This window comes from Kocuria coralli (assembly GCF_008831305.1).
Lineage (GTDB): Bacteria > Actinomycetota > Actinomycetes > Actinomycetales > Micrococcaceae > Kocuria > Kocuria coralli.
Genome location: NZ_ML708615.1, coordinates 105,469 through 128,131 on the forward strand (window position 1 = coordinate 105,469; position 22,663 = coordinate 128,131).

25 protein-coding genes are annotated in these 22,663 nt (G+C 68.7%); 14 read left to right on the forward strand and 11 right to left on the reverse strand.

Annotated elements, in window-relative coordinates:
* Positions 1 to 14 precede the first annotated feature (14 nt).
* A complete protein-coding gene (locus tag FCK90_RS06610; protein WP_181954220.1) occupies positions 15 to 689 on the reverse strand; it encodes a DUF998 domain-containing protein in 675 nt (224 codons plus the stop codon).
* Positions 690 to 921: 232 nt separating this feature from the next.
* The gene (locus tag FCK90_RS06615) at positions 922 to 2,754 is read right to left on the reverse strand and encodes an NAD(P)/FAD-dependent oxidoreductase (RefSeq protein WP_158033513.1); all 1,833 of its coding nucleotides are present in this window, start codon (positions 2,752 to 2,754) and stop codon (positions 922 to 924) included.
* Positions 2,755 to 2,816: 62 nt separating this feature from the next.
* Here FCK90_RS06615 and FCK90_RS06620 point away from each other — a divergent pair, with 62 nt between their 5' ends.
* Positions 2,817 to 3,845, forward strand: a complete 1,029-nt coding sequence (locus tag FCK90_RS06620) for a helix-turn-helix domain-containing protein (RefSeq protein ID WP_158033514.1) — start codon at positions 2,817 to 2,819, stop codon at positions 3,843 to 3,845.
* An 87-nt stretch (positions 3,846 to 3,932) separates the two neighbouring features.
* Positions 3,933 to 4,412 (forward strand): hypothetical protein, encoded by a 480-nt coding sequence (locus FCK90_RS06625; RefSeq protein WP_158033515.1) that lies wholly within the window; start codon positions 3,933 to 3,935, stop codon positions 4,410 to 4,412.
* A 30-nt stretch (positions 4,413 to 4,442) separates the two neighbouring features.
* Here the strand turns inward: FCK90_RS06625 and FCK90_RS06630 are convergent, their stop codons facing one another.
* The 3 genes from FCK90_RS06630 to FCK90_RS06640 form a co-directional block, all read right to left on the reverse strand.
* Positions 4,443 to 5,366, reverse strand: a complete 924-nt coding sequence (locus tag FCK90_RS06630; RefSeq protein ID WP_158033516.1) for an alpha/beta hydrolase — start codon at positions 5,364 to 5,366, stop codon at positions 4,443 to 4,445.
* 94 nt (positions 5,367 to 5,460) lie between these two features.
* Complete coding sequence (locus FCK90_RS06635; RefSeq protein WP_158033517.1) at positions 5,461 to 6,201, reverse strand: MerR family transcriptional regulator; 741 nt, start codon at positions 6,199 to 6,201, stop codon at positions 5,461 to 5,463.
* A gap of 106 nt (positions 6,202 to 6,307) precedes the next feature.
* Positions 6,308 to 6,874: a TetR/AcrR family transcriptional regulator gene (locus FCK90_RS06640; protein WP_158033518.1), complete on the reverse strand. Its 567-nt coding sequence runs from the start codon at positions 6,872 to 6,874 to the stop codon at positions 6,308 to 6,310.
* A gap of 68 nt (positions 6,875 to 6,942) precedes the next feature.
* Here FCK90_RS06640 and FCK90_RS06645 point away from each other — a divergent pair, with 68 nt between their 5' ends.
* The 3 genes from FCK90_RS06645 to FCK90_RS06655 all read left to right on the forward strand — a co-directional run bounded on the left by FCK90_RS06645 (position 6,943) and on the right by FCK90_RS06655 (position 10,193).
* Positions 6,943 to 7,512, forward strand: coding sequence for a dihydrofolate reductase family protein (locus FCK90_RS06645; RefSeq protein ID WP_343029889.1), 570 nt, complete (start codon positions 6,943 to 6,945; stop codon positions 7,510 to 7,512).
* Positions 7,513 to 7,601: 89 nt separating this feature from the next.
* Complete coding sequence (locus FCK90_RS06650; protein WP_246180046.1) at positions 7,602 to 9,377, forward strand: glycoside hydrolase family 3 protein; 1,776 nt, start codon at positions 7,602 to 7,604, stop codon at positions 9,375 to 9,377.
* A gap of 60 nt (positions 9,378 to 9,437) precedes the next feature.
* On the forward strand, positions 9,438 to 10,193 hold the full coding sequence (locus FCK90_RS06655; protein ID WP_158033519.1) for a class I SAM-dependent methyltransferase: 756 nt from the start codon (positions 9,438 to 9,440) through the stop codon (positions 10,191 to 10,193).
* Positions 10,194 to 10,260: 67 nt separating this feature from the next.
* Here the strand turns inward: FCK90_RS06655 and FCK90_RS06660 are convergent, their stop codons facing one another.
* Positions 10,261 to 10,923, reverse strand: a complete 663-nt coding sequence (locus FCK90_RS06660) for a TetR/AcrR family transcriptional regulator (protein WP_158033520.1) — start codon at positions 10,921 to 10,923, stop codon at positions 10,261 to 10,263.
* A 93-nt stretch (positions 10,924 to 11,016) separates the two neighbouring features.
* Between FCK90_RS06660 and FCK90_RS06665 the strand changes: the two genes are divergently transcribed.
* The 4 genes from FCK90_RS06665 to FCK90_RS06680 all read left to right on the forward strand — a co-directional run bounded on the left by FCK90_RS06665 (position 11,017) and on the right by FCK90_RS06680 (position 16,314).
* A complete protein-coding gene (locus FCK90_RS06665; protein ID WP_158033521.1) occupies positions 11,017 to 12,321 on the forward strand; it encodes a glycosyltransferase in 1,305 nt (434 codons plus the stop codon).
* Between the two features lie 60 nt (positions 12,322 to 12,381).
* Complete coding sequence (locus FCK90_RS06670) at positions 12,382 to 13,860, forward strand: FAD-binding oxidoreductase (RefSeq protein ID WP_158033522.1); 1,479 nt, start codon at positions 12,382 to 12,384, stop codon at positions 13,858 to 13,860.
* A 271-nt stretch (positions 13,861 to 14,131) separates the two neighbouring features.
* Complete coding sequence (locus FCK90_RS06675) at positions 14,132 to 15,559, forward strand: MFS transporter (RefSeq protein ID WP_246180060.1); 1,428 nt, start codon at positions 14,132 to 14,134, stop codon at positions 15,557 to 15,559.
* Between the two features lie 20 nt (positions 15,560 to 15,579).
* Complete coding sequence (locus FCK90_RS06680; RefSeq protein ID WP_158033523.1) at positions 15,580 to 16,314, forward strand: PIG-L deacetylase family protein; 735 nt, start codon at positions 15,580 to 15,582, stop codon at positions 16,312 to 16,314.
* 109 nt (positions 16,315 to 16,423) lie between these two features.
* On the opposite strand, the gene FCK90_RS06685 is transcribed toward FCK90_RS06680, so the two are convergent.
* The 4 genes from FCK90_RS06685 to FCK90_RS06700 form a co-directional block, all read right to left on the reverse strand.
* Entirely contained in the window at positions 16,424 to 17,557 is a 1,134-nt protein-coding gene (locus FCK90_RS06685; RefSeq protein ID WP_158033524.1) for an FAD-dependent monooxygenase, read from the reverse strand.
* Between the two features lie 18 nt (positions 17,558 to 17,575).
* A complete protein-coding gene (locus tag FCK90_RS06690; RefSeq protein ID WP_158033525.1) occupies positions 17,576 to 18,544 on the reverse strand; it encodes a bile acid:sodium symporter family protein in 969 nt (322 codons plus the stop codon).
* Between the two features lie 61 nt (positions 18,545 to 18,605).
* Positions 18,606 to 18,848, reverse strand: a complete 243-nt coding sequence (locus tag FCK90_RS06695; protein ID WP_158033526.1) for a PspC domain-containing protein — start codon at positions 18,846 to 18,848, stop codon at positions 18,606 to 18,608.
* Between the two features lie 67 nt (positions 18,849 to 18,915).
* Positions 18,916 to 19,293 (reverse strand): hypothetical protein, encoded by a 378-nt coding sequence (locus FCK90_RS06700; RefSeq protein ID WP_220433290.1) that lies wholly within the window; start codon positions 19,291 to 19,293, stop codon positions 18,916 to 18,918.
* 193 nt (positions 19,294 to 19,486) lie between these two features.
* Here FCK90_RS06700 and FCK90_RS06705 point away from each other — a divergent pair, with 193 nt between their 5' ends.
* From FCK90_RS06705 to FCK90_RS06725, 5 genes are all read left to right on the forward strand, one after another.
* Complete coding sequence (locus tag FCK90_RS06705; protein ID WP_158033527.1) at positions 19,487 to 19,978, forward strand: DUF2975 domain-containing protein; 492 nt, start codon at positions 19,487 to 19,489, stop codon at positions 19,976 to 19,978.
* Entirely contained in the window at positions 19,979 to 20,230 is a 252-nt protein-coding gene (locus tag FCK90_RS06710) for a helix-turn-helix domain-containing protein (RefSeq protein WP_158033528.1), read from the forward strand.
* 123 nt (positions 20,231 to 20,353) lie between these two features.
* Positions 20,354 to 20,794, forward strand: a complete 441-nt coding sequence (locus FCK90_RS06715) for a methyltransferase domain-containing protein (RefSeq protein ID WP_158033529.1) — start codon at positions 20,354 to 20,356, stop codon at positions 20,792 to 20,794.
* A 55-nt stretch (positions 20,795 to 20,849) separates the two neighbouring features.
* The gene (locus tag FCK90_RS06720; protein WP_158033530.1) at positions 20,850 to 21,269 is read left to right on the forward strand and encodes a helix-turn-helix transcriptional regulator; all 420 of its coding nucleotides are present in this window, start codon (positions 20,850 to 20,852) and stop codon (positions 21,267 to 21,269) included.
* A gap of 61 nt (positions 21,270 to 21,330) precedes the next feature.
* Entirely contained in the window at positions 21,331 to 21,741 is a 411-nt protein-coding gene (locus FCK90_RS06725) for a VOC family protein (RefSeq protein ID WP_158033531.1), read from the forward strand.
* Positions 21,742 to 21,801: 60 nt separating this feature from the next.
* Here the strand turns inward: FCK90_RS06725 and proC are convergent, their stop codons facing one another.
* The gene (proC, locus tag FCK90_RS06730; RefSeq protein ID WP_220433291.1) at positions 21,802 to 22,638 is read right to left on the reverse strand and encodes a pyrroline-5-carboxylate reductase; all 837 of its coding nucleotides are present in this window, start codon (positions 22,636 to 22,638) and stop codon (positions 21,802 to 21,804) included.
* Between the last annotated feature and the right edge of the window lie 25 nt (positions 22,639 to 22,663).

The window sequence follows — 22,663 nt, forward strand, 5'->3', positions numbered from 1 at the left end:
CCGCGAGGGGCGATTCACCGCCCGCGCCGGGCAGCGGTGACGACGCCCGCTGCCGCCAGCCACAGGGGGTAGGGATACATGGAGATGCGTTCGATCAGCCCCAGCGGCAGGTTCCACGCGGTGGGGGCGACGAACAACCCTAACGATGCCATCCCGATCACGCCGCCCAGCACCGCCGTGACGCCCAGAAGCCGGTGCCGTCCGGACAAGGCCGCTCCGGCGAGAATCAGGCCGGCGTTCTGCGCGAGGAAACCCACGAGCGCCAGGACGGTGTGCAGGGCGAGATCGGCGTCGACCGGCACCGCGCCCACGGCCGACTGCAGGAGAGCAGCGGCCGCGAGCAGGAGCACCGCCCAGCTCCCGCTGCGCCGGCGTCCTCCATTCCGGAACCAGCGGTGCAGCAGCAGGACGGTCACGGCGATCGCCAGGCCCGCGACGATCCAGACTCCGTTCACCCAGGCATGAGCAGGCGAGCAGACCTCCACTGGCGGGTCGGTGTAGGTCAGCGGACCGCAGGTCGTTACCCCGAGGTCGCTGGCCGCCTGCTCGATCATGGAGTAGGGGGCGGTGGACATCGCGGCTGCCACCCATTCGACGACCATGCCGGTCAGGGCGGCGATCGCCAGGACCAGCCCGGCGGGCACGGCGATGCCGGCTGGGACCACATGCCGTCCGTCGTCACCGGTCATCATGGGATCTTCCCGTTCGTCCTTCTCTCCCACCCGCTGCCGGGGTATGGCCGGAGGATTGCCGGAGCATCGGTGCGAGCACTGTTCATGGTGTATATCACAGTCGCCCAGGCCGGTCCCTGATCGCTGCAACCTCCGCTGGTCCTGGTCCCAACACGTTTAAGTGCAGAACCGGCGGCCGGTTCTGCACTTAAACGTGTTGGAAGCGGGTTCAGGGGCCGCATCTACGAGGTCAGCTGGTGTGGTGGACCTCCTGCAGTTCGTAGACCGGGGTGTCGAGGCCCTCCATGCGGGCCTTGAGCTGCAGGGCGAGGTAGCGGGAGTAGTGCCGCGACTGGTGCAGATTGCCCCCGTGGATCCACAGCTGCTCGACATTGGTGGGCTTCCACATATTGCGCAGTTCACCCTCCCAGGGGCCGGGATCCTTGGTGGTGTCCGAGCCGAACCCCCATACCTTGCCCACCCGGTCGGCCACCTCCGGGGAGACGATGTCCGTGAGCCACTGGTTCATCGAGCCGTACCCCGTGGCGTAGACGATCAGGTCAGCGGGCAGTCGTCGCCCTTCGGCGCTGCCGTCGTCGATGACCACCGCGTCGGGCTCGATCCTGGTGACCTGGCCGCGGGCCAGGGAGATCCGACCGTCGATGACGAGCTGGCTGGCGCCGACGTCGATGTAGTACCCGGAGCCCCGGCGCAGGTACTTGAGGAACAGCCCCGACCCGTCCTCGCCGAAGTCCAGCTCGAAGCCCGCATCGGTGAGCTGCTGGTAGAACTCCGCATCCCGCTCGGCCATCTGCTCGTAGACGGGGACCTGCGCGCCGGGCAGGAGGCGGTACGGCCACGAGGCGAAGAGCATGTCCGCCTTCTCCGTCGTGACCCCGTTCGCGAGCGCCTCCTCCGAGTAGAGCGGACCCAGCGCCAGGGACATGAGCGATTCGCTGCGGGAGATGTGGGTGGACGACCGTTGCACCATGGTCACCTGGGCGCCCTTCTCCCAGAGCGCGGCGCAGATGTCGTGGGCGGAGTTGTTCGAGCCGATCACCACGGCCCTGCGCCCCTCGAAATCCCCTTCGCCCGTGAACTGGGAGGAGTGCCACTGCTCACCGGCGAAGTCGTCGCGCCCCGGGAAGTCCGGGACGTTCGGGTAGCCGGAGACGCCCAGCGCGAAGACCAGGTGGGTCGGGCGCAGTTCCAGTTCCTCCCCGCGCCGGTTGACGCGGACACGCCAGGTGCCGCCGTCGTCGTCGAAATCGGCCCTCAGGCATTCGGTGCCGGACCAGTAGTCGAGCTCCATGAGCGCGGTGTAGTGCTCGAGCCAGTCCCCGATCTTGTCCTTGGCGGCGAACACGGGCCAATCGTCGGGGAAGGGGAGGTAGGGCAGGTGGTCGTACCAGACGGGGTCGTGCAGGTGGAGGGACTTGTACCGTTTGCGCCACGAGTCGCCGGGGCGCTCATTGCGCTCGATCACGATGGCGGGCACCCCCAGGCGCTTCAGGCGGGCGGCCAGGCCGATGCCGCCCTGCCCCCCGCCCACGATCACGACGTACGGCTGCTCCTCGCGCCCGAAGGTGCGGGCGTGCTCCTCCTTGCGCTCCAGCCAGCTCTTCCGGCCGCGGGTGATGACGTGCTCCACCCCGGTCTCCCTGGCGGCCCCGCGCCTCTCCTCGAAGCCTTTGAGCTCCTGCATGGTGGTGAGCAGGGTCCAGGCCTTGCCGTCCCGCAGCCGCAGGTGCGCCCACCCCCTGGCGACGGCGGTCTCGAAGACCACCCAGGCCTCCACGACGCCATCCGTTTCGGTGGCCGGTTCATCCAGATGCCACCCGGACGGGGCGACGTCGTCCAGCCGGGCATCGAGCATGCGTCGGATCTCGTCCCGGCCCTCGAGGGTCTTGAGGTTCCAGGTGAAGGCGACGAAATCGCGCCAGTACCCGTCCACCTCGAAGAGGTCCGCGGCGCCCTCGGCATCCCCTCGGCTCAGGGCCTCGCCGAATGATGCGAGCCATGTCCCGACCGCGGTGTCCGCATCCGATGCCCGGGTTCCCGCCGCCGTCGCTGTTTCAGTCATGTCCACTCCTTCGTGCCATACACTCTCAGTTATGACGTAGCTCACAGTCTCGTCATGAGGGGGTGGCATTGTCGTTGCATCCGTCGTTGCGGTTCTCGGATCCCGCGGGTTTCGCCCGCCGGACCATCGAGGCGCACGAGCTCGTGCTCTCCGGCGGCCGCACCCCCGACCTGGAGAGTCATGTCGTCGAGGCATGGCGGCGCAGCGGAGAGGCTGGAATCTCGCCGGATCAGCAGCAGCCGGCCCACGTGCTCACCGAGGCCGACCTGTCCGCGGCGCGCTCGGCCACTCCCCTGTCCCGGGTTGCCGATGACGTCGTCGCCTCCCTTGCGGACACCTCCGCTGCCGGCCGCCATCTGGTGGTGGTCACCGATGCCGACGGGGTGCTCCTGTGGCGTTCCGGAAGCCGCCAGTCGCTGCGGGCCGCGGATGCCATCGCCTTCGCCGAGGGCGCGGACTGGTCCGAGGCCGGGATCGGGACCAACGGGATCAGCCTGGCGCTGGACCGCGGCGAACTCTCCCACGCCATGGCCGGAGAGCACTTCGTCCGTGCCCACTACGGATGGGCCTGTATAGCCGCACCGATCCGCGACGCCTCGGGGAAGATCATGGGCGTCCTGGACGTCTCGCTTCCAGCGGAGTCCGCGACGACGGAAGCCTCCTCCCTGGTGCGCTGCGGGGTGCGCCTGGCGGAGACCCTGCTGGCCCGCGAGGCTCGGCAGAGCCCGGCTCCGGTCCCGGTCACGTCCATCCGCCTTCTCGGCTGGCGCCCCGAAGTGACGCGCGCCGATGGCACCCGGGTCTCGCTGACCTCCCGCCGTGCCGAGCTGCTGGCCCTGCTCGCCTCCCGCGAGGCCTGGAGTGCCCGCGCGCTGGCCGAGGCGCTGTACGACGACGCCGGCGCGGTCTCGACCGTGCGCGGGGAGGTGCGCAGGCTCCGTCAGCTGACCGGTATGGAGATCGGCTCGCAGCCGTACACGCTGGCTGAGCATGAACGCGCCTGCGTGGACTTTCTCAACACCTCGGATCCCGCCGACCTGCTGCCCGATTCCGACGTACCGGCGATCGTGGATCTGCGGTATACCCGCTGAGCGCCTTTGCCGCGCCGTTCGATACCACGCGGTCGCATGTGATGGACTGGCCCGCTGCCACAGTTTTCACAGCAGGGAGGACCAGCGATGGCGAAGATCCGAGCACGCAGCACGGCGGTCACCGCGCCTGCGGTCGCAGCACTGATGCTGGCCCTGAGCGCGTGCGGCGGCGACGACGTCGGAACCGAGCCTCGGGCCGGCACCAAGCAGGAGGGCTCAGCGCAGGAACAGGTGATGATCTCCCCCGAGGGCGACGGTCCCATCGGCCTGACCGCGCCTTCGATCGAGGGGGACAGCGAAACCGTATCCGGGCGGATGATCGTAGGACCCGGTGAGTGTTTCTCGCTCCAGGACGAGGGTCAGCCCGAGCTCCTCGTCTTCCCGGAGGGCAAGGAGTTCGTCATTTCAGGCGACCGTCCCTCGGCGACGACGGAGGGGACCGGAACCGTCCAGGCCGGCGAGCGGGTCGAGTTCGACACCGTGGCGGTGCCGTTGGAGGAGACCGAGGGCCTCCCGGACCAGTGCTCCCAGGGTGTCGCGGACACGATCCACGTGGTTCAGGGCTGACGACGGCGCCGGCACTGCCGGAGTGACGGGTCACCCAGGGCCGTCGTCGGGATTCGAGGCCAGGCGACCAGCGACCTCGAGCACGGTCTCCACGAGATCGGTGAGGCCGGGTTCCTCGATCGGGAAGTGCCCGCACTCGCGCAGCAGGGTCACCTCGGTCGGCGCGGCGATCCGGCGGAGCACGCGTTCGCTCAGCTCGGCCGGGGTCCAGGCGTCCATGCCGGGGTGGACCAGGGTCACCGGCACGGTCATCGCCTCGGGCGGCGCGTGCCGGTATCTCATATAGGAAGCGAGGAAACCCACCGGGACCTTCGCCGCACCACCCAAGGGATCCGTGGCGCAGAGCCGGGAGAGGGCGGCATCGCGACTCATCTTCGACAGCTTCGCCACTCGGCTCATGGGGACCATCGCCGTCGAAAGCCACCCGCGTGCCATGCCGGACAGCGGGCCGCCCAGGATGCCCAGCGGACCGAAACGGGTCATCCGCGCACGCGCCCTCCAATCGCGGGGGTCCAGAAGGCAGGTCGCCACCACGTGGGAAACCCGCGAGGAACGCGCGGCGACTTCATAGGCGAGAAGTCCCCCGATGCTTGCGCCGAGCAGTACCAGCGGCCTGCCGTCGTGCTCAGCCTCGGCGAGGTCCACCAGGAGCCGCACCCAGTGCTCGTAGCGCACGGACGGAGGATCCGGGGACGCCGTCCGGCCGTAGAGGGGCAGATCGACGGCGGCGATATCCAGTCCGCGCTCGGCCAGAAGCGCCGCCATCGGCCACAGGGCACCGCTATGACCTCCTGCACCATGGATGACGAGCAGGCGGACCGGCGACGCGGGACGAGATTTGCGGGCGATATGCACGCGATGGCCTCGCCATGACCACCAGCTCTCCTCCGGATCCAGCTCCGCCGCCGAGCGGCGCTCGGGTGGCAGGAACGCCGCATAAGGATTGGAGGTCACCGCATCACGGTAGCAACCACCACCCGCGCCCTCCTGTGCTGCCGAGGTGGCAGTACAGGAGGGCGCGAGTCGGTCCGAGCTCATCTCGGGCGGATCAGAGGTTCCGCTCGGTCCAGATGCCGATGGCCTCCCGGATGCGCTGCGCGCACTCGGTTCCTCCGTAGACGGCGGCGAACCGGTCGTCGGCGACGTACATGTCAGCCAAGGACAGGTATGCGTCGCGGCCGGTCATGGGACTCGGCTGCTCGGCGAGCCAGGCGTGGTGGCCGGCGACCGCCTGCTGGAACTCCGTACTGCCAGGCGCCAGATTCTGTTCCGCCGCATGGCGCAGCGCGCCATTGACATCGGCACTGCGCTGCTTGAAGTCCTGCTGTTCGGTCGCGGAAAGGCCGTTCCACCAGTTGTTGCTGCCCTCCCAGGCCCGGTCGCCCCAGCGTGTCCGGACCTCCTCTTCGTACTGCGTGTGGTCGAAGCCGTCGAATATGGCCTTCATGGTGATCTCTTCTCCTCGTTCGATGTGGGCCAGCGTGCGGTGTACGGATGCGATCTGACGATCGATCCGTTCCTTCTCCTGCTGAAGCCACTCAATGTGTGCGCCCAGCGCCGCCGCGGTATCGGTCTGCTGGGAGAGCACCTCGCCGATGACGGGCAGGCTCAAGCCCAGTTCCCGCAGCAGCAGGATGCGCTGCAGCTTCACGAGGGCCTCGCGGTCGTAGTACCGGTAGCCGTTGCTGCCGATCCTCGATGGCTCCAGCAGGCCCACGGCACCGTAGTGACGCAAGGTCCGGCTGGTCGTACCGGCGAACCTGGCAACCTCTTGAATAGGCCACTCCACGTGCTGCTCCCTCCCGTAGCTGACACATCGACCGTAGAGCTTGACGTTACGTCAAGGTCAAGAGAGATCCATCGCTGAGGTTGCGGGAGAGGTCCGCTCCCTATCCTCAGGGGATCAGCCGGGTGACCAGATGGTCGACGACCTCGTCCGGGGACACATCCGGCAGGAGCGGGCCGGTCAGCTGATCGAACACGAACCCCTCGATCGCATAGTGGAACAGGGCCACTTCCCAGGTGCCTCCCGGCAGGCCTGCGTTCCCGGTGAACTCCACGTCACCGGCGAAACTCCCCCGTCGCCATTCTGCGAGCGGGCCGGCGACCTCTGGGTGACGCAAGGCCTCCAGGCGAAGTTCGAAAAGTGCGATCGTCGCGTCCCTGTCCGCCATGAGGCGACGGATGACATCGCGGGTGTAGTCGGCGAACAGCGCCCGATCAGGATCCCTGCCTGCTCGTGCAGCCAGGTCGCTCGCCGACGGGGAGAGCCGCTCTTCGATGCGCAGCACCAGTGCCGCGACCAGCGCATCCCTGGTGCTGAAGTAGTTCGACGCGGTCCCGGCGGGCAGCCCGGCCTCACGATCCACCGCACGGTGCGTCAGCCCTCGCGCCCCCGAGTCGGCCAGGACCTTCAACCCCGCATCGGCCAGGTGACGTCGTCGTTCCTCGTTGCGTGCCATCTCCGCACTCTATCCAAACTACTACAGCAGTAGTAGTCTTACGCCACGGAATATCGACACCGGGAGACATGATGCGTGAACTCGTGTACTACATCGCCGTGAGCCTGGACGGATTCATCGCCGGACCGCATGGGGAGTTCGATGCCTTTCCGGTGGAGGGCGACCACATGGAGACCCTCGTCCGTGAATACCCGGACACCCTGCCGACCGATATCGCCGGCCTGCAGGGCATCGACCAGAGCAGCGGCCGTTTCAGCACCGTGGTCATGGGATGGAACACCTACGTCATCGGCCCGGAGAACGGTATGCCGAGCTCTTACCGGCACCTGGAACAGATCGTGTTCTCGCGGCGGCATCACGCGGACGAGGAGAATCTGCGGACGACGGCGGAGGATCCCGTCGATGTCGTGAGCGAACTGCGCGCCCGGGAGGGAGGGGACATCTGGCTGTGCGGCGGGGCGGATCTGGCCACCCAGCTTCGCGGTCAGATCGACCGTCTGGTTCTCAAGCACAACCCTGTGGTGCTCGGCGGCGGCATCCCGCTCTTCCACGCTGGGCACTACGCCCCCGCCGAATTCGATCTGGTGCGCTCCCGGGACTACGCCTCCGGCGTGGTGATCTCGGAATACGAACGCTGAACCCGGCGGCAAGGCCCGACCCGCATACCGGCGACTTCGGTGGCGTCCACGTATATTTGGCATCCTGTGACGACGGGAAGGACCAGACCGTGGATGCCAATGACGACATCAGACCGTACCGGGACCCGGACCTCAGCGTGGAGGACCGCGTCGAGGACCTCCTGGGCCGGCTGACCCTGCAGGACAAGGCCGGATTGATGTTCCACGACATCACCACCATGCCCCCGGGTGGGGAGCTGATGGGTCCCGACAACCCGTTCGGCCGCCCGGCCAGCGAGCATGCGATCCGCGAGCTGCGCATGAACCACTTCAATCTCGCCGGCAGCGTCTCCGATGTCCGCGACCTGGTGGCCTGGAACCGCCGTCTGCAGGAAGTCGCCCTGGACACCGGCCCCGGCATACCGGTGACCATCTCCAGCGACCCCCGGCACGCCTTCAGCAACAACCCGGGAACGGAGTCGACGGCGGGTGCCTTCTCCCAGTGGCCGCAGTCCCTCGGACTCGCCGCGCTGAACGACCCGGACCTGGTGGAACGGTTCGCGGACATCTCCCGGCAGGAGTACGTTGCCGCCGGGCTCAGGGTCGCCCTGCATCCCCAGATCGACCTGGCCACCGAGCCGCGCTGGGCGCGTATCGGGATGACCTTCGGCGAGGACGCCGATCTCACCTCACGCCTGGTCACCGCCTATATCCGCGGACTGCAGGGCACCGAGCTGGGACCGGAGTCGGTGGCCGCGATGACCAAGCACTTCCCCGGCGGCGGACCGCAGCTGGACGGCGAGGACCCGCATTTCGACTACGGCCGCGAACAGGTCTACCCCGGCGGCCGCCGCGAATACCACTTGGAGCCCTTCCGCGCCGCGATCGCAGCAGGCACGTCCCAGATGATGCCCTACTACGGGCTGCCGCTGGGCACGGACTGGGAGGAGATCGCCTTCGCCTTCAATCATGACGTGATCACCACGCTCCTGCGTGAGGAACTGGGCTATCAGGGCATCGTCTGCACCGACTGGGGGCTGATCAGCGACAGCGTGATCATGGGCCAGCCCATGCCCGCACGGGCATGGGGCGCAGAGCACCTCAGCGAACTCGACCGGGTGGTCACGATCATTGAAGCGGGCTGCGACCAATTCGGCGGTGAGTCCCGGCCGGAGCTCGTGGTCGAGGCCGTCCGTTCCGGCAGGATCAGCGAACAGCGCGTCGATCAGTCGGTGCGCCGATTGCTGGCGGAGAAGTTCCGCCTGGGGCTCTTCGACGCCCCGTTCCTCGACGTCGACCACGCGCTCGCCACCGTCGGCCGCGATGATTTCGTCGCCGCCGGTGAGGACGCTCAGCGCGCCGCCATCGTGCGGCTGACCGCAGCCGACGACGGTCCCGCCGCGCTGCCCCTGCGCGAGGGCCTGAACGTCTACGTCGAGAACATCGGCGAGGAGGCCGCAGCCAGGCTCGGCACGATCGTGGACGATCCCAGTCAGGCGGAGCTCGCCGTGGTCCGGCTGGATGCCCCGTTCGATCCGCGACCGGGCGGCTTCGAGGCCTTCTTCCACGCTGGTTCGCTCGAGTTCCCGCCCGAGGAGCGCGATCGGATCGTGGCGCTGTGCCGGCAAGTGCCGACCATCGTCGTGCTCTTCCTGGACCGGCCGGCGATCGTGCCCGAGATCGCCCAGGAGGCGGCGGCACTGCTGGTCGAGTTCGGCGCGCGGGACGATGCGGTGGTCGACGTACTGCTGGGTACGGCCACCGCACGCGGTCGGCTGCCCTTCGACCTGCCGTCGTCGACGGAGCATGTCGAGCAGAGCCATAGCGATGCCCCCTTCGACACCGCCGATCCGGTTTTCCGCTTCGGCGACGGAATCCTCGGCTGAGACAATCTCGAGACCCGAAACAGGTGAGCGCAGCTGAAGTCTGAAGGGAAAGACCGGGAGGTGGCGGGAGGGTTCGACGAACTGGTCGCGGAGGGTGCAGCCGCGGATGTGTCCGGATGGGATTTCTCCTGGCTGGAGGGCAGGGCCACCGAGGAACGCCCTCCGTGGGGTTACTCCGGCCAGCTCGCCGACAGGCTCGCAACAGCCACCGCGTCCCTGGACGTCCAGACCGGCGGTGGCGAGGTCCTCGCGAGCGCGACGCGGTTCCCGCCGACTGCGGTCGCGACGGAATCCTGGCCCCCGAACATCGCCCACGCGGCCAAGCTGCTCCACCCGCGCGGGGTCGTCGTCGTCGCGGACCCGGACGACCCTCCCCTGCCGTTCGCCGACGGGGCCTTCGACCTGGTCACCAGCAGGCATCCGGCCACGATCTGGTGGGAGGAAATCGCCCGTGTGCTGCGTACCGGAGGGACGTACTTCGCCCAGCACGTCGGGCCGGCCAGTGTCTTCGAGCTGATCGAGTTCTTCCTCGGGCCGCAGCCCGAGGCCCGTCGAGGCCGGCATCCTGACGATGAGACGGCGGCAGCACGCGCCGCGGGGCTGGAGATCGTCGATCTCCGCCAGGCGAGGCTGCGGATCGAGATCCACGACGTCGCCGCCGTCGTCTACCTGCTGCGCAAAGTGATCTGGTGGGTGCCGGGGTTCACCGTCGAGAAATACCGGGATCGTCTGCACGACCTGCATCGGCTCATCCAGGCGGAGGGGCCGTTCATCGCCCACTCCACTCGCCATCTCATCGAGGCCCGCAAACCGTAGCGGCGCAGACCCGGCAGGGAGACCCCGGACCAGAGAACTCCGGCCAGAGACCTCCGGCGCCGACGGGTCAACCCCGCGTCGCCCCTGCGGTGTCCTGCAAGTGAAGCCTGGCCGCATCCGCGAGCCACGACGTGTACCGCTCCTGCCCCCACCCGCTCTGCAGCACCAATTGCTGGTGTCCCTCCGGCGACCAGAGGAACGACAGGGTCGCCGCTGCTGTGCGGATATCCGTACTACCGCTGGCGACGCCGCGTTCCACGAGGGCCTCCACGAGGGCCTTGTAGTCCAGCGCGCGGCGTTCGAGCAGCCCGTTCAGGGCTTCCTCGATCTTCTCGTCGGCGTTGGCCGCGCTCATGAACTCACCCCACAGAATGCTCGTGCGGGCGTTGGCCGAGGCGACGAACGCCGCCACCTCGAGGAGCATCGCCTGGCCGTCGGCGATCCCCGCGATCCTCGCACCGGCCTCGCTCTCGGCGATTCCCCCCTCCCCCTCGGCGCCGGCGAAAGCCTGTTCGAAGGCGTTGAGCAGCAGGCCCCTCTTGGGTCCGTTGGCTTTGACGGTCTCGGGTGAGACCTCCGCTCGGGCGGCGATCCCCGGAAGGGAGGTCCCCGCATACCCCGATTCGGCGAAACATGCCGCGGCTGCCTCGAGAACGCGCCGCCGGGTCTGCGCCGCCTGCTCGGTCCGCAGAGCGGATCGGTAACTCCGTTTTTTCTCTTGTCGAGTCATGAGCCCTCACTATTGACAACCCTATTGGGGTGGTGAACACTTCACCAGTGTAGCCGATATTTCAGTGTATCGGCCCAGCCCTGAGGATCCGCCATGACTTCCGTGCTCATCACCTCCACCCCTGTCCGAGGCCACATCACGCCCCTCCTATCCATTGCCGAGGCTCTCGTCGCCGCCGGTGACCGGGTTCGCTTCCTCACCGGGGGCCGGTACCAACGGGAGGTGCTCGCCACCGGCGCCGATTTCCTGCCCCTTCCGCCCGAGGCGGACTACGACGACCGCGACCTCGACACGGCCTGTCCCGGACGCCGCGGGCGCTCAGGCCCGGCGGGGATCCGCTACGACATGATCGAGATCTTCCTCAAGCCGGTGCCAGCCCAGCTGCGCGCCGTCCGGGAAGCGCTCGGCTCAGAGCCCACCGACGTGATCCTCGCGGAGACCATGTTCGCCGCAGCCTCCGTCCTCGCCGACCTTCCCCGCTCCCAGCGGCCGCTGATCGCCAGCCTCGGCATCGTGCCACTGGCCTTCAAGCATCCGGACGTGGCGCCCTACGGGCTCGGTATCCGCCCGCTGCCGGGCCCCCTCGGCCGGCTGCGCAACGCGGCCCTGACGGTTGCCGCCGAACGGGGCGTCTTCGCGCCGGTGCAGCGTTTTGCCGACGATCTCACCCGGGAGGTCACCGGCCGCCCCATGCAACGGTTCTTCCTCGACTGGCCGGCGGGCTGCGATCTGCTCGTGCAGTTCACGGTGGCGGAGTTCGAGTACCCCCGGGCGGGGCTTCCGGATCACGTCAGATTCGTCGGCACGGTCTCCAGGTCGGCCGCCTCGACGATTCCCCTCCCGGACTGGTGGAGGGACCTCGACGGCCGGCGCGTCGTCCACGTCACCCAGGGAACCGTGGCCAACACGGAGTGGGGCCTGATCGGAACAGCTCTGGAGGCCCTGGCGGACGACGACGTGCTCGTGGTGGTCAGTACCGGCGGGCGCCCGGTCGACACCCTGCCCCCTCGCCTGCCCGGCAATGCTCGGGTCGCTCGTTTCCTGCCCTACGACTGGCTGCTGCCGAGGACCGACGTCCTGGTCACCAACGGAGGCTACGGCGGGGTGCACCACGCCCTCGAGCACGGCGTGCCGATCGTGACGGCAGGTCGGACCGAGGAGAAGGCCGAGGTCGGTGCCCGCGTGTCCTGGTCGGGCGCCGGCATCGACCTGCGCACCGACCGGCCTTCTCCCCGCAGGCTCCGCCGCGCGGTGCGAGCAGCGCTGGACGAGCCGCGTTACCGCGCTCGGTCAGCCGCCATCGGTGCGGCGATCGGCCGGTCGCCGGGGCCCGGCGCCCTCCACGGCATCCTCGCCGAGGCTCTGGACGCGGACGCCTCGACCGCCGAACACATCTGAGCTATCCAGCCACCATCCACACGCACCATTCGCACTCACCATCACGCAGAGGAATACGCCATGAACACCGCACCCCGGCAACCATCCACCGGCTCCACCGTCCCCGATACCGTCGGCTCCGGGACCAGCACCCCGCAAGCCGGCAACGACGGCGGCGACGGCGGCGACCGCGAGCTGCGCCCCATCCGCAACCTCGATGATCTCCGATCCGTTCTCGGCGGGCGTCTGTCCCGCCCATCCGATGCCGACTGGGACCAGGCACGCGCAGCCTGGCAGCTGCTGGTCGACCAGCAGCCGGCCGCCGTCGTGCACGCTGCGAGCCGGCACGATCTCGCCGTCACGGTGCGCGCGGCGGGTGCGCTCGGCATGCGGGTCGCGCCGCAGACGACCGGGCACAACGCCGCCCCGCTCGGCGATCTCTCCGCCACGATCCTGCTGCGCACCGGCTCCCTGGACGGCATCGAGATCGACGCCGCCGCGCAGACGGCCCGGATCGAGGCGGGGGTCAGCTGGGGCGATCTGGCCACGGCGGCGGCCCCCTACGGGCTGGCAACCATCGGGGGCTTCGCTGCGGGAGTCGGGGCGATCGGCTCGCTGCTCGGAGGCGGCCTGGGCTGGTTCGCCAGATCACGCGGGCTGGGCAGCTCGTGGGTCCTGGAACTGGAGGCGGTGACGCCGGACGGCGTCGTGCGCCGAGTGGCACCCGGGGATCCGCTGTTCGACCTGCTGCTGGACGGTGCCGACATCGCCGTGATCGCGGGAGCCACCCTCCAGCTGCACCCCATCGATACCGTGTTCGCCGGGGCGCTGTTCTGGCCCGCCGAATCCGCCGGTGAGATCTTCCGAGCCTGGACCGCCTGGACCACCGAGGTCCCCGAGACGGTCACGAGCCTGGTCAGGGTGCTGCGCATCCCGGACATGCCCGGTGTGCCCGAGGTATTCGCGGGCCGCTCCTTCGCCGTGGTCGAAGCGGCCATGGAACTGGCCCAGGAGCAGGCCGAGGCCGTGCTGGCTCCCCTGCGGAACCTGAACCCGCAGATCGACACCTTCGCGATCACCCCCGTCCCGGCGCTGGCCGCTCTCCACATGGACCCGCCGGATCCCATGCCGTCGCTCAGCTGCAGCGCCCTGCTGGCCGAACTGCCGGAGGACGCCGTGGACGCACTGGTCGATGCCGCCACCCGCGGGCCGGGGGCCATGCTCACCTCGGTCGAGCTGCGGCAGCTCGGTGGCGCTCTCGACCGTGGCCGGCGCAACGCCGTCGCGGGCTGCCGGGCGCTGCTCTACGCCGTGGCGATCACGCCGGTGCCCGAGGCGGTCGCGGCGGCACAGGCGGCTTGCGCCGCGGTGTCGGAGGCGGTGAGGTCGGTGCGCTCACCGATGGAGGTGAGGACGTTCACCGAGACACGCATCGCCCCCGAGCGCCTCTTCGACGACGACTCCGCCCTGGCCGCGGCGAAGCGCGAATGGGACCCCGGCGATCTCGTCCATGCAGCGCACTCCGTGCTCCCCCACCAGGAAGAGCTCCTGGTGTCCTAGCTCCAGCAGACCACGGACCCGCCGAGCAGCGAGTTGGGCCGCCCGTCAGCGCTGACGGGCGGCCCAACTCGCTGCTCGCTGGATCAGGTCCACCGGGTCGGAACTCCTCCCCCGGCGTCGCCGGGTCTGGACCTTCTCAAGGCCGATCCCCTGGCGTACTGTGCCACTCGTGAGCGACCCTCCTCCCCATGTGCCGCACCCGAACGCCGATCCCGACGGCGGCGCGGGCTTCAAAACCGACTTCCCGGCCACCGCCGCCGAGGAGATCGCGCTGACGGATCCCGGGGCCGTCGACCGCGCCCTGAGGAGCCCGCAGCAGCGCCACCACACGTTCCTCTCGATCCTGGTCAATACCGCGGTCGCCTCGCTCTCGACGAGCTATCTGTGGTTCGCCTGCACCTTCTGGATCTATCTGGAAACCCGCAACGTGATCGCCACCGGCGCCATCGGTGGCGCCTTCATGCTGCTGATCGCCCTGACCTCCATCAGTTTCGGGACGCTCGTGGACCGGTTCCGCAAACTCGACGTGATGCGAGCGGCCACGTTCTTCGCGCTGATCATGTTCCTCATCGCCGGCGTGGTCTATCTCATGGCCCCGGACGACGAGCTGCCGCGGCTGGACCGGCCGTGGTTCTGGGCCTATGCCCTGCTGATCCTCGTGGGGGCGGTGGTGGAGAATATCCGAGCCATCGCCCTGGCCACCACGGTGACCATCCTCATCGACCCCGACAAGCGAGCCAACGCCAACGGCCTGGTGGGCATGGTCCAGGGGATGGCGTTCATCGTGACCTCCGTCGTGGCCGGGCTGTCGATCGGCCTGCTCGGCATGGGGTGGACGCATCTGATCACGGTGGTGCTGACGGCGGCCACGCTGGTGCACCTGCTGTTCCTGAGCATGCCCGAGGAGCTCAGGCCCGCCGCCACCGATGCCCACGGCGGCTTCGACCTGAAGGGGTCGTGGCGAGCGGTGGCCGCGGTGTCGGGGCTGTTCGCGTTGATCCTCTTCTCCACCTTCAACAACTTCATCGGCGGGGTCTACATGGCCCTGATGGATCCCTACGGCCTGGAACTGTTCGCCGTCGAGGTCTGGGGAGTGGTCTTCGCGCTCGGCGGCACCGGCTTCATCGTCGGCGGCGCCCTGATCGGGAAATTCGGCCTGGGCCGGAACCCCCTGCGGACCCTGCTGCTGGCCGTCCTGGTGATGGGAGTGCTCGGGGGCCTCTTCACCGTCCGGGAATGGGCCTGGCTGTACGTGGTGGGGATCTGGCTCTACATGATGCTCGTGCCCGCCGTCGAAGCGGCCGAGCAGACGGTGATCCAGCGCGTGGTGCCGCTGGAGCGGCAGGGACGGGTGTTCGGCTTCGCCGGTGCGTTCGAGGCCTCGGCCGCACCCGTCACCGCCTTCGTCATCGCCCCCATCGCGGAACTCTGGATCATCCCCTGGTCTCGCTCGGCCGACGGCGCCTCCGCACTGTCACCGCTGCTCGGGGACGGGACCTCGCGTGGCATCGCCCTGATCTTCCTGGGGGCCGGGATCGTCATGGTGATCGCGGCGCTGGTGGCCTTCCTCACCCCCGTGTACCGCAGGATCTCCCGTGAATACGCCGTGGCGGCCGAAGAGGACGAGCACGCGGAGAAGGCCTCCGCCCCCGGCGCTGCGCCCGGCGAGCGCCCTTCACCGTCCTCGGGTGACTTGTAGGCGTTGACTAAGGTGAGGCCATGACGGATGTGACTCTGCTCGAGGACGGATCCTGGTCGCGGGTGCTGTGCATCGTGGCCCATCCGGACGATATGGAATACGGCGCATCGGCGGCGGTCGCAGCATGGACCGGCCGTGGCATCGAGGTGGCCTACCTGCTGCTGACGGCAGGCGAGGCCGGGATGCAGCGCCCGCCGGAAGAGACGGGCCCGCTGCGCGCGGAGGAGCAACGGCGTGCCTGCGCCGCCGTCGGCGTGGACGATCTGCGGATCCTGGACCACCCGGACGGGATGCTCGTGTACTCGCTGGACCTGCGCCGGGACGTGGCGCGTGCCATCAGGTCGTTCAAGCCAGACGCGGTGGTGACCGCCAACTTCGACTTCGAGGCGTACGGGAACCTCAACCAGGCGGATCACAGGGAAGCCGGCAAGGCCGTCGTGGACGGCGTGCGTGATGCCGACAACGCATGGGTGTTCCGCGAACTCGCGGAGGAGGGCCTGGAGAAGTGGTCGACCAGGTGGCTGCTGATCGCCGGTCATCCCCAGCCGACCCATGCCGTGGGACTCGACCAGGGTGCGGTCGACGCGAGCGTGGAATCGCTGAAGCGCCACCAGGCGTATCTGGCCGATCTGCCATGGCATCCTCGGCCCGAGGAGTTCATCCCGGAGATCCTGCGGGCAGGCGGCGTGGCGATCGGCACGGACTACGCGGTGACGTTCCGCGCCTTCGACCTGAACTCTTTCGGCGACGACTGAGGGGGTCCTCGCCCCTGCAGCCGGTTTCAACACGGAAAAGGGCGTTTCGCGGTTCGATTCGTGCACTTTTCCGTGTCGGGAACGCGGACCGCCCGCGTGAGCTCCGTCATCACGGCCGCGGAGGCGCCCAGTCCTGGAGCCGGTCCATCGCCGTGACCGCGAACGACGCCGGGACGGCTCGAAGGGCGGCGTCCCGCAGACGCGTCGCCGTACGGCCCGAACTCTGCGCGATCCGGCCCATCGTCCTGGATCGCCGCCAGATTCCGCGAGTACGCGCCCGGCGCAAACGGTCGTAGCGCCCGAGTACCGTATCGAGGTCCTGAACACGGGAACCCCGCAGGAGCGTCACCAGAGTCGCCGCATCCTCGATCGCCTGGCCGGCTCCCTGGCCGAGATCGGGGGTCATCGCATGAGCGGCATCGCCGAGCAGGGCGCCGCGGTGGCGGATGAACGATGCGGGGAATCCGGCGAGGTCGTAGATATCGTGCCGGAGGATCGACTCCGGTGCGGTGGCCTCGATGAGTTCGCCGATCGGATGGTGCCACTGGCCGAACAGGGTTCGAAGCGTCGCATGCGGGTCGGCGTCGTCCTTCCCCGGCGCGACGGAGCGCGTGGCGAACCAGTACACCCTCCGGTCGGGCAGGGGAACGATCCCGAAGCGTTGCCCGGCGCCCCAGGTCTCCCCCGCCTCATCGGCCAGATGGCCGCGCGAGGTCGTCACTCCTCGCCAGGCCGTGTACCCGGCATACCGCAGGCCGCCGTCCAGCCCCCACCGGCGTCGCGCGTCGCTGCGCAGCCCATCGGCGGCGATCACCAGGTCATAGCGTTCTTCGCACCCGGCCACGACGACCACCGGCGCCCCGGTCGAGGAGACGATCCCCTCCTGCCCTCGCCGGATGGTCGCGCCGGGGAGCTGGTCCACCAGCGCCCGGTGAAGGTCTGAACGATGGAGACTGCGCACCGAGGGCGCCTCCGACGGCGGCAGGGTGAGCAGCCAGCGCCCCGAAGGCTGGCGTTGCCCGGAGCGGAGCCGTCCCGCCGCATCGGTGCTGATCTCCCGGACGGCCTCGCCGAGGCCGAGCGCATCGAGGGCGGCGAAGGCATTGCCGAACAAGGTCAGCCCTGCGCCGACCGCCTGCGGAGTGGCCCGTCTTTCGTAGACGGCGACCTCGTGTCCATCCGTGTGCAGTCCAGCGGCAGCAACCAGGCCCCCGATGCCCGCACCGATGATCGCGATTCTCATACGCCCGGGCCGCCTGAGTCAGCGCTCGCGCGGCGGCCTGCGCGACCAGATGCCGGCGATGATCGAGCCGGAGACGTTGTGCCACACGGAGAAGATCGCCCCGGGCAACGCGGCCTCGGGCGAGAAGTGCGTGCGGGCAAGCCCCGCGGCAAGGCCGGAGTTCTGCATGCCCACCTCGATGCTCACCGCACGCCGCGCGCCTTCGTCCAGACCCACCAGGCGGGCCGCGAAATAGCCGAGCAGCAGTCCGATGGCGTTCAGCGCGATCACCACACCGGCCACCAGTAGCCCTGAGGTCAGGATCGTGGCGGCGCTGCCCGCGACGACGGCGAGCACGATGAGCGAGATCCCGGTGACCGAGATGAGCGGCATCCACTCCACGACGCGTTCGACGATACGCGGCAGGAACCGGCGCAGGAGGATCCCCGCAACGACCGGGATGAGCACGATCTGCACGATCGAGAGGAACATGCCGGCCGCATCCACCGGAAGATAGGACCCCGCGAGCCAGAGAACCAGCAACGGGGTCAGCAGAGGGGCGACGAGGGTGGAGACCGAGGTCATCGCGACCGAGAGCGCGACGTCGCCCTTCGACAGGTACACCATGACGTTCGATGCGGTGCCGCCCGGGGCAGCGGCCACCAGGATCACGCCGACGGCGATGGCCGGATCGAGCCGCAGCACGGAGACCAGAGCCCACCCCGCCATAGGCATGATGATGAACTGCGCGAGGATACCGATCAGCAACGGGACCGGACGCCGCGCCACGACCGCGAAATCCGCGGCACGCAACGTCAACCCCATGCCCAGCATGATGAGCATGAGCAGCGGGTTGACCAGGGCGCCCAGGGGCAGGAACGGGCCCGGGATGATCACCGCCACGGCACCCGCAGCCAGCACGATGAGCGGGAACCAGGTGCCCGCTACCCTCCCGATACGCACCCCGATGTGCTCAGGCCGATTCTGAACGTCGTCATTCGTAGCCACCGGCACAGTGTACGCGCGCCCTGCACGAGGGCGCTGCTTCCGCGGATGACCGGAACCCGGCCTACCGGCCGCCCAGCACCTGCTCGAGCGGAATGCTGTCGTCCTGCCACGGTGTCAGGACCCAGATCAAGAGGTAGAGGCCGATCCCGACGACTGGCAGCAGGAACGAGAGCAGAACCAGAAGGCGGACCAGCCACACGTTGATCCCGGTTGCCGCGGCGAGCCCGCCCGCTATTCCTCCGACAATGCGGCCCGGGCCACGACGGAAACCGAGGTTTCTGATGGAATCGAAGAGTTTTCGCATACCCCGACGATACGCCGGTGCAACCGCCCGAGCCGATACCTGGCTGAACTATGGCCTCTCCGCGCGGTCATTCGTACCGGCCCAGGAGGGGCCTGGGCCATCCCCCGAGCGCGAGCACGGACAGGCATGTCTGAACCAGGCCGGTGAAGAAGTAGATACCCTGCAGCGGCGACCAGACGAGCATGATCGCGATCTCCGCGAAGATCCAGATCATCATGGTCAGGCCGGCCATGGCATGCAGGCCCCAGGCCAGACGATATCCGCGGTAGTGCGCAGCGAGGGCGATGGCCTGCACGCCGCCCACGACAAAACCCAGGATGATCCCCGGCCAGAAATACGAGTCGAAGACGGTCCCGTCCAGCCATTGCAACGGTATGCCGACTCCCCCACCGATGGTGAGCCCGGCCATCCCCGCCAGCGCCGAGAGCAGGTTGAACCACGCCACGACAGACAGTGCGAGGCGGTATCTCCGAGGCGGGACAGGGGCTGACCTCATGGTTCCAGGATAGAGCCGCCGCAGCGGCTCCGCTCGATCGCCCGCTCCAGGCGCCTCATTCTGCAGAACATCCTTTCCTATCGTTTCTCTTGAAGAAAAGATCGAGAAACGATAGATTCTAATCGTCTAACGAGGAGGAGTCATGCGGAACCTATCGATCGTGGTGCTCAAGGGAGTGATCGCACTGTCCCTGGCGGGCTCGGTGTTCGTGCAAGTCGTCCTGCTTCCACTGACCTGGGTCGACCTTTCACAAGCCGGAGTGCCCCCATGGGGAAGGGTCGTGCTGGTCTCGATCGCCGCGGCCGTCGTGCTGACCATGCAGGTCTTCGCGATCTGCGTCTGGAGGCTGCTGACCATGGTGCGAGAGGGCTCCGTCTTCTCGCGGGGCGCCTTCCGCTACGTCGACGTCATCATCGGCGCGATCGCCACGGCGGCCGCCCTCGTCGTCGTCCTCGCCGTGGTGCTCGCGCCCGGTGACCTCGCCCCCGGCGCCGTCGGGCTCATCTGCGGCGCATCCCTGGTTCTCGCCGGAGTGGCCTTGCTCGTCGTCGTGATGCGGCAGCTTCTGGTCCAGGCCGTCGGCCGCGAGGTGGAAGCTCGTGCACTGCGCACAGAACTCAGCGAGGTGATCTGAATGGCGATCGTGGTGGACATCGATGTCATGCTGGCGCGCCGGAAGATGTCGGTCGGCACGCTGGCCGGGCTGATCGGGATCACGCCGGCGAATCTCTCCGTCCTGAAGAACGGGCGCGCGAAAGCCGTGCGGTTCTCCACCCTGGACGCGCTGTGCGAGGCGCTGGACTGTCAGCCGGGTGACCTCCTGAGATGGGCCTCGGACGAGGGGGCGCCCGCAGACTCCCACGAGGAAGCGCGTTCCGGGAGGTAGAGGCAGGAGTCACACGGGTCCACGGCAGGTCGGGCGGAGTGGCTGGCGAGCACTCGGAATCGCGCACCGCGGTCGTTAAGCTGAGGAGAAGCACTTCGAGGGACTTCCGAAGGAGGCCTCGCCATGAATGCGCTCTCCCCGCGCCTCACCGCGATCGTCGATGCTCTTCCCCTGGAACCTGGCATGCGGGTCCTTGAGATCGGCGGCGCCCCGGGCGCGGCGGCCAGAGCCGTCGCGCGTCGTATCAAAGATGGCCACATCGTCGTGATCGACCGATCCGCCAAAGGTGTCGCCTTGATCCAGCGCAACGCCGCCGATGAGATCGAAGCGGGCTTGCTCAGCGCCCGCTGCGTCGCCGCAGAGGAGTTCGTCCGCCTACCCGGCGAGGCTCCTTTCGACCTCGCCTTCGCCGTCCGGGTCGGCGCTTTCGACGGGCGGCACCCCAAGGCCGGCATCCTGGCGAGAGCGCGGGTCGCCGCCGCCCTCGCGCCCGGTGGGCAGTTCTTCATCGACGGCGGCAGCCCGCTCAAGAGAATCGACCTGACGGGCGCTCTTCCGGCCTGACCAGCAGCAATGGCCTTGACGACGGCGGGGATCCCGCTCTGCGACAATGGTGCGCATGGGCCATGACGATGCAGGGGCACAGCGGTTACGGGAGATCGTTGTCATCCGCAGGGTCCGTGATCGGATCGATCGTCAGTACGCCCAGCCGCTGAACGTCGAGGAGCTGGCCCGGGGTGCGCACATGTCGGCGGGCCACCTGAGCCGAGAGTTCCGCCGCATCTACGGCGAATCGCCGTACGCCTACCTGATGACCCGGCGGATCGAACGCGCGATGACACTGCTGCGCCGCGGGGATCTGAGCGTGACCGAGATCTGCTTCGCCGTGGGTTTCTCGTCGCTGGGGACCTTCAGCACCAGGTTCGCCGAACTGGTGGGTGTTCCGCCCAGTGTCTATCGCCGGGACCACTCCCAAGCCGTCGCCGGCATTCCTCCCTGCCTGGCCAAGCAGGTGACGAGGCCGCTGAGAGGCCGCTGAGAGGCCAAACGATCAGGAATCGAGAAGCGCCCGCGAGGTCGCCGCGTCTAGCGTGAACGGCATGAGTATCACCATTCACTACGCCTTCCTTCCGCACACCGATGCCCAGGCCGCGCTGGGCTTCTACCGCGACATCCTGGGCTTCGAGGTCCGCCAGGACGTCGGCTACGAGAACATGCGCTGGATCACCGTCGGACCGCCCGATCAGCCCGGCACATCCATCGTGCTCCACCCGCCGGCGGTGGATCCGGGGGTGACCGAGGCGGAGCGAGCCACCGTCATGGAGCTCATCGCCAAAGGCGCGTACACCGCCATCACCCTGGCCACGGACGACCTCGACGGCCTCTTCGCCCGGCTGGAAGCTGCCGGCGCCGACGTCGTCCAGGAACCCATCGACCAGGACTACGGCGTCCGCGACTGCGCCTTCCGGGATCCCTCCGGCAATCTCATCCGCATCAATCAGCTCACCTGAGTTCACCTGATGCCTTTCATCGAGGCCATCGCCTCGGGGCGGCCAGGATGGGTGCGCCGCTCAGACGTCCTTCGTGAGCGCGTCGATGAACGCCGCCCGGACCGCTCTCTCGTCGAGCTCGGCGATACGCGAGATACCGGCGCCGCCGGGTGCGCAGACCCTGGCGCGCAGCTCGTCCGGGGCCTCGGACTCGCGCTGCAGCCACGCGGCGCTCCCCGCCATGGCCTGCGCCACGAGCCGGCGACCGAGATCGCGGTTCACTCCGCGGATCGCCGCTGCCTCGATCATGGCGGCGGCCACGTAGAAGAAATACGCCGGTCCGCCGCTGCTGAGGACGCTGAGATCGGCCTGCTGTTCCTCATCGACCTCGAGGACCTCCCCGGATCGTTCGAACAGGGCGGTGACGGCATTCCTCTGCTCATCGGCGCATCCCCGCTCGAACGTGAGCAGCGTGAGCCCGGAGCCTACCTCCGCCGCCAGGCTCGGCATGGCCCGGGCGACGGACACGGTGCCGGGCAGCCCGCCGCGCAGATCCTCGAGGGAGATGCCGTCCGCGATGGACACGACGACGGCGCCGTCGGTCAGGTGGCCGGCGATCTCCCCCAGCACGTCCGGGATGCTCGCCGGACCTACCGCGAGGACGACGACGCTCGCGTGAGTGGCCGCTTCGGCGTTGTCGGTCGTGCCCCGTACGCCGTGGGCGGCCACGAGCTCGTCCACACGGCTCTGGCGGCGCGCCGTCACCCGCACGCTCCCGGCATCGAGCCCGCCGTCCAGCGATCCCTTCAACAAGGCACCGCCCATGGTGCCCGTCCCCAGGAACGCGACCATCGTCTTGTCGTCCATGTGCCCGCCTTTCGTGTCCACGCCCGTTCGTATCCGTCCGTTCGTGTCCATCTTGCACGGGTTCCTCCCTGCCGCT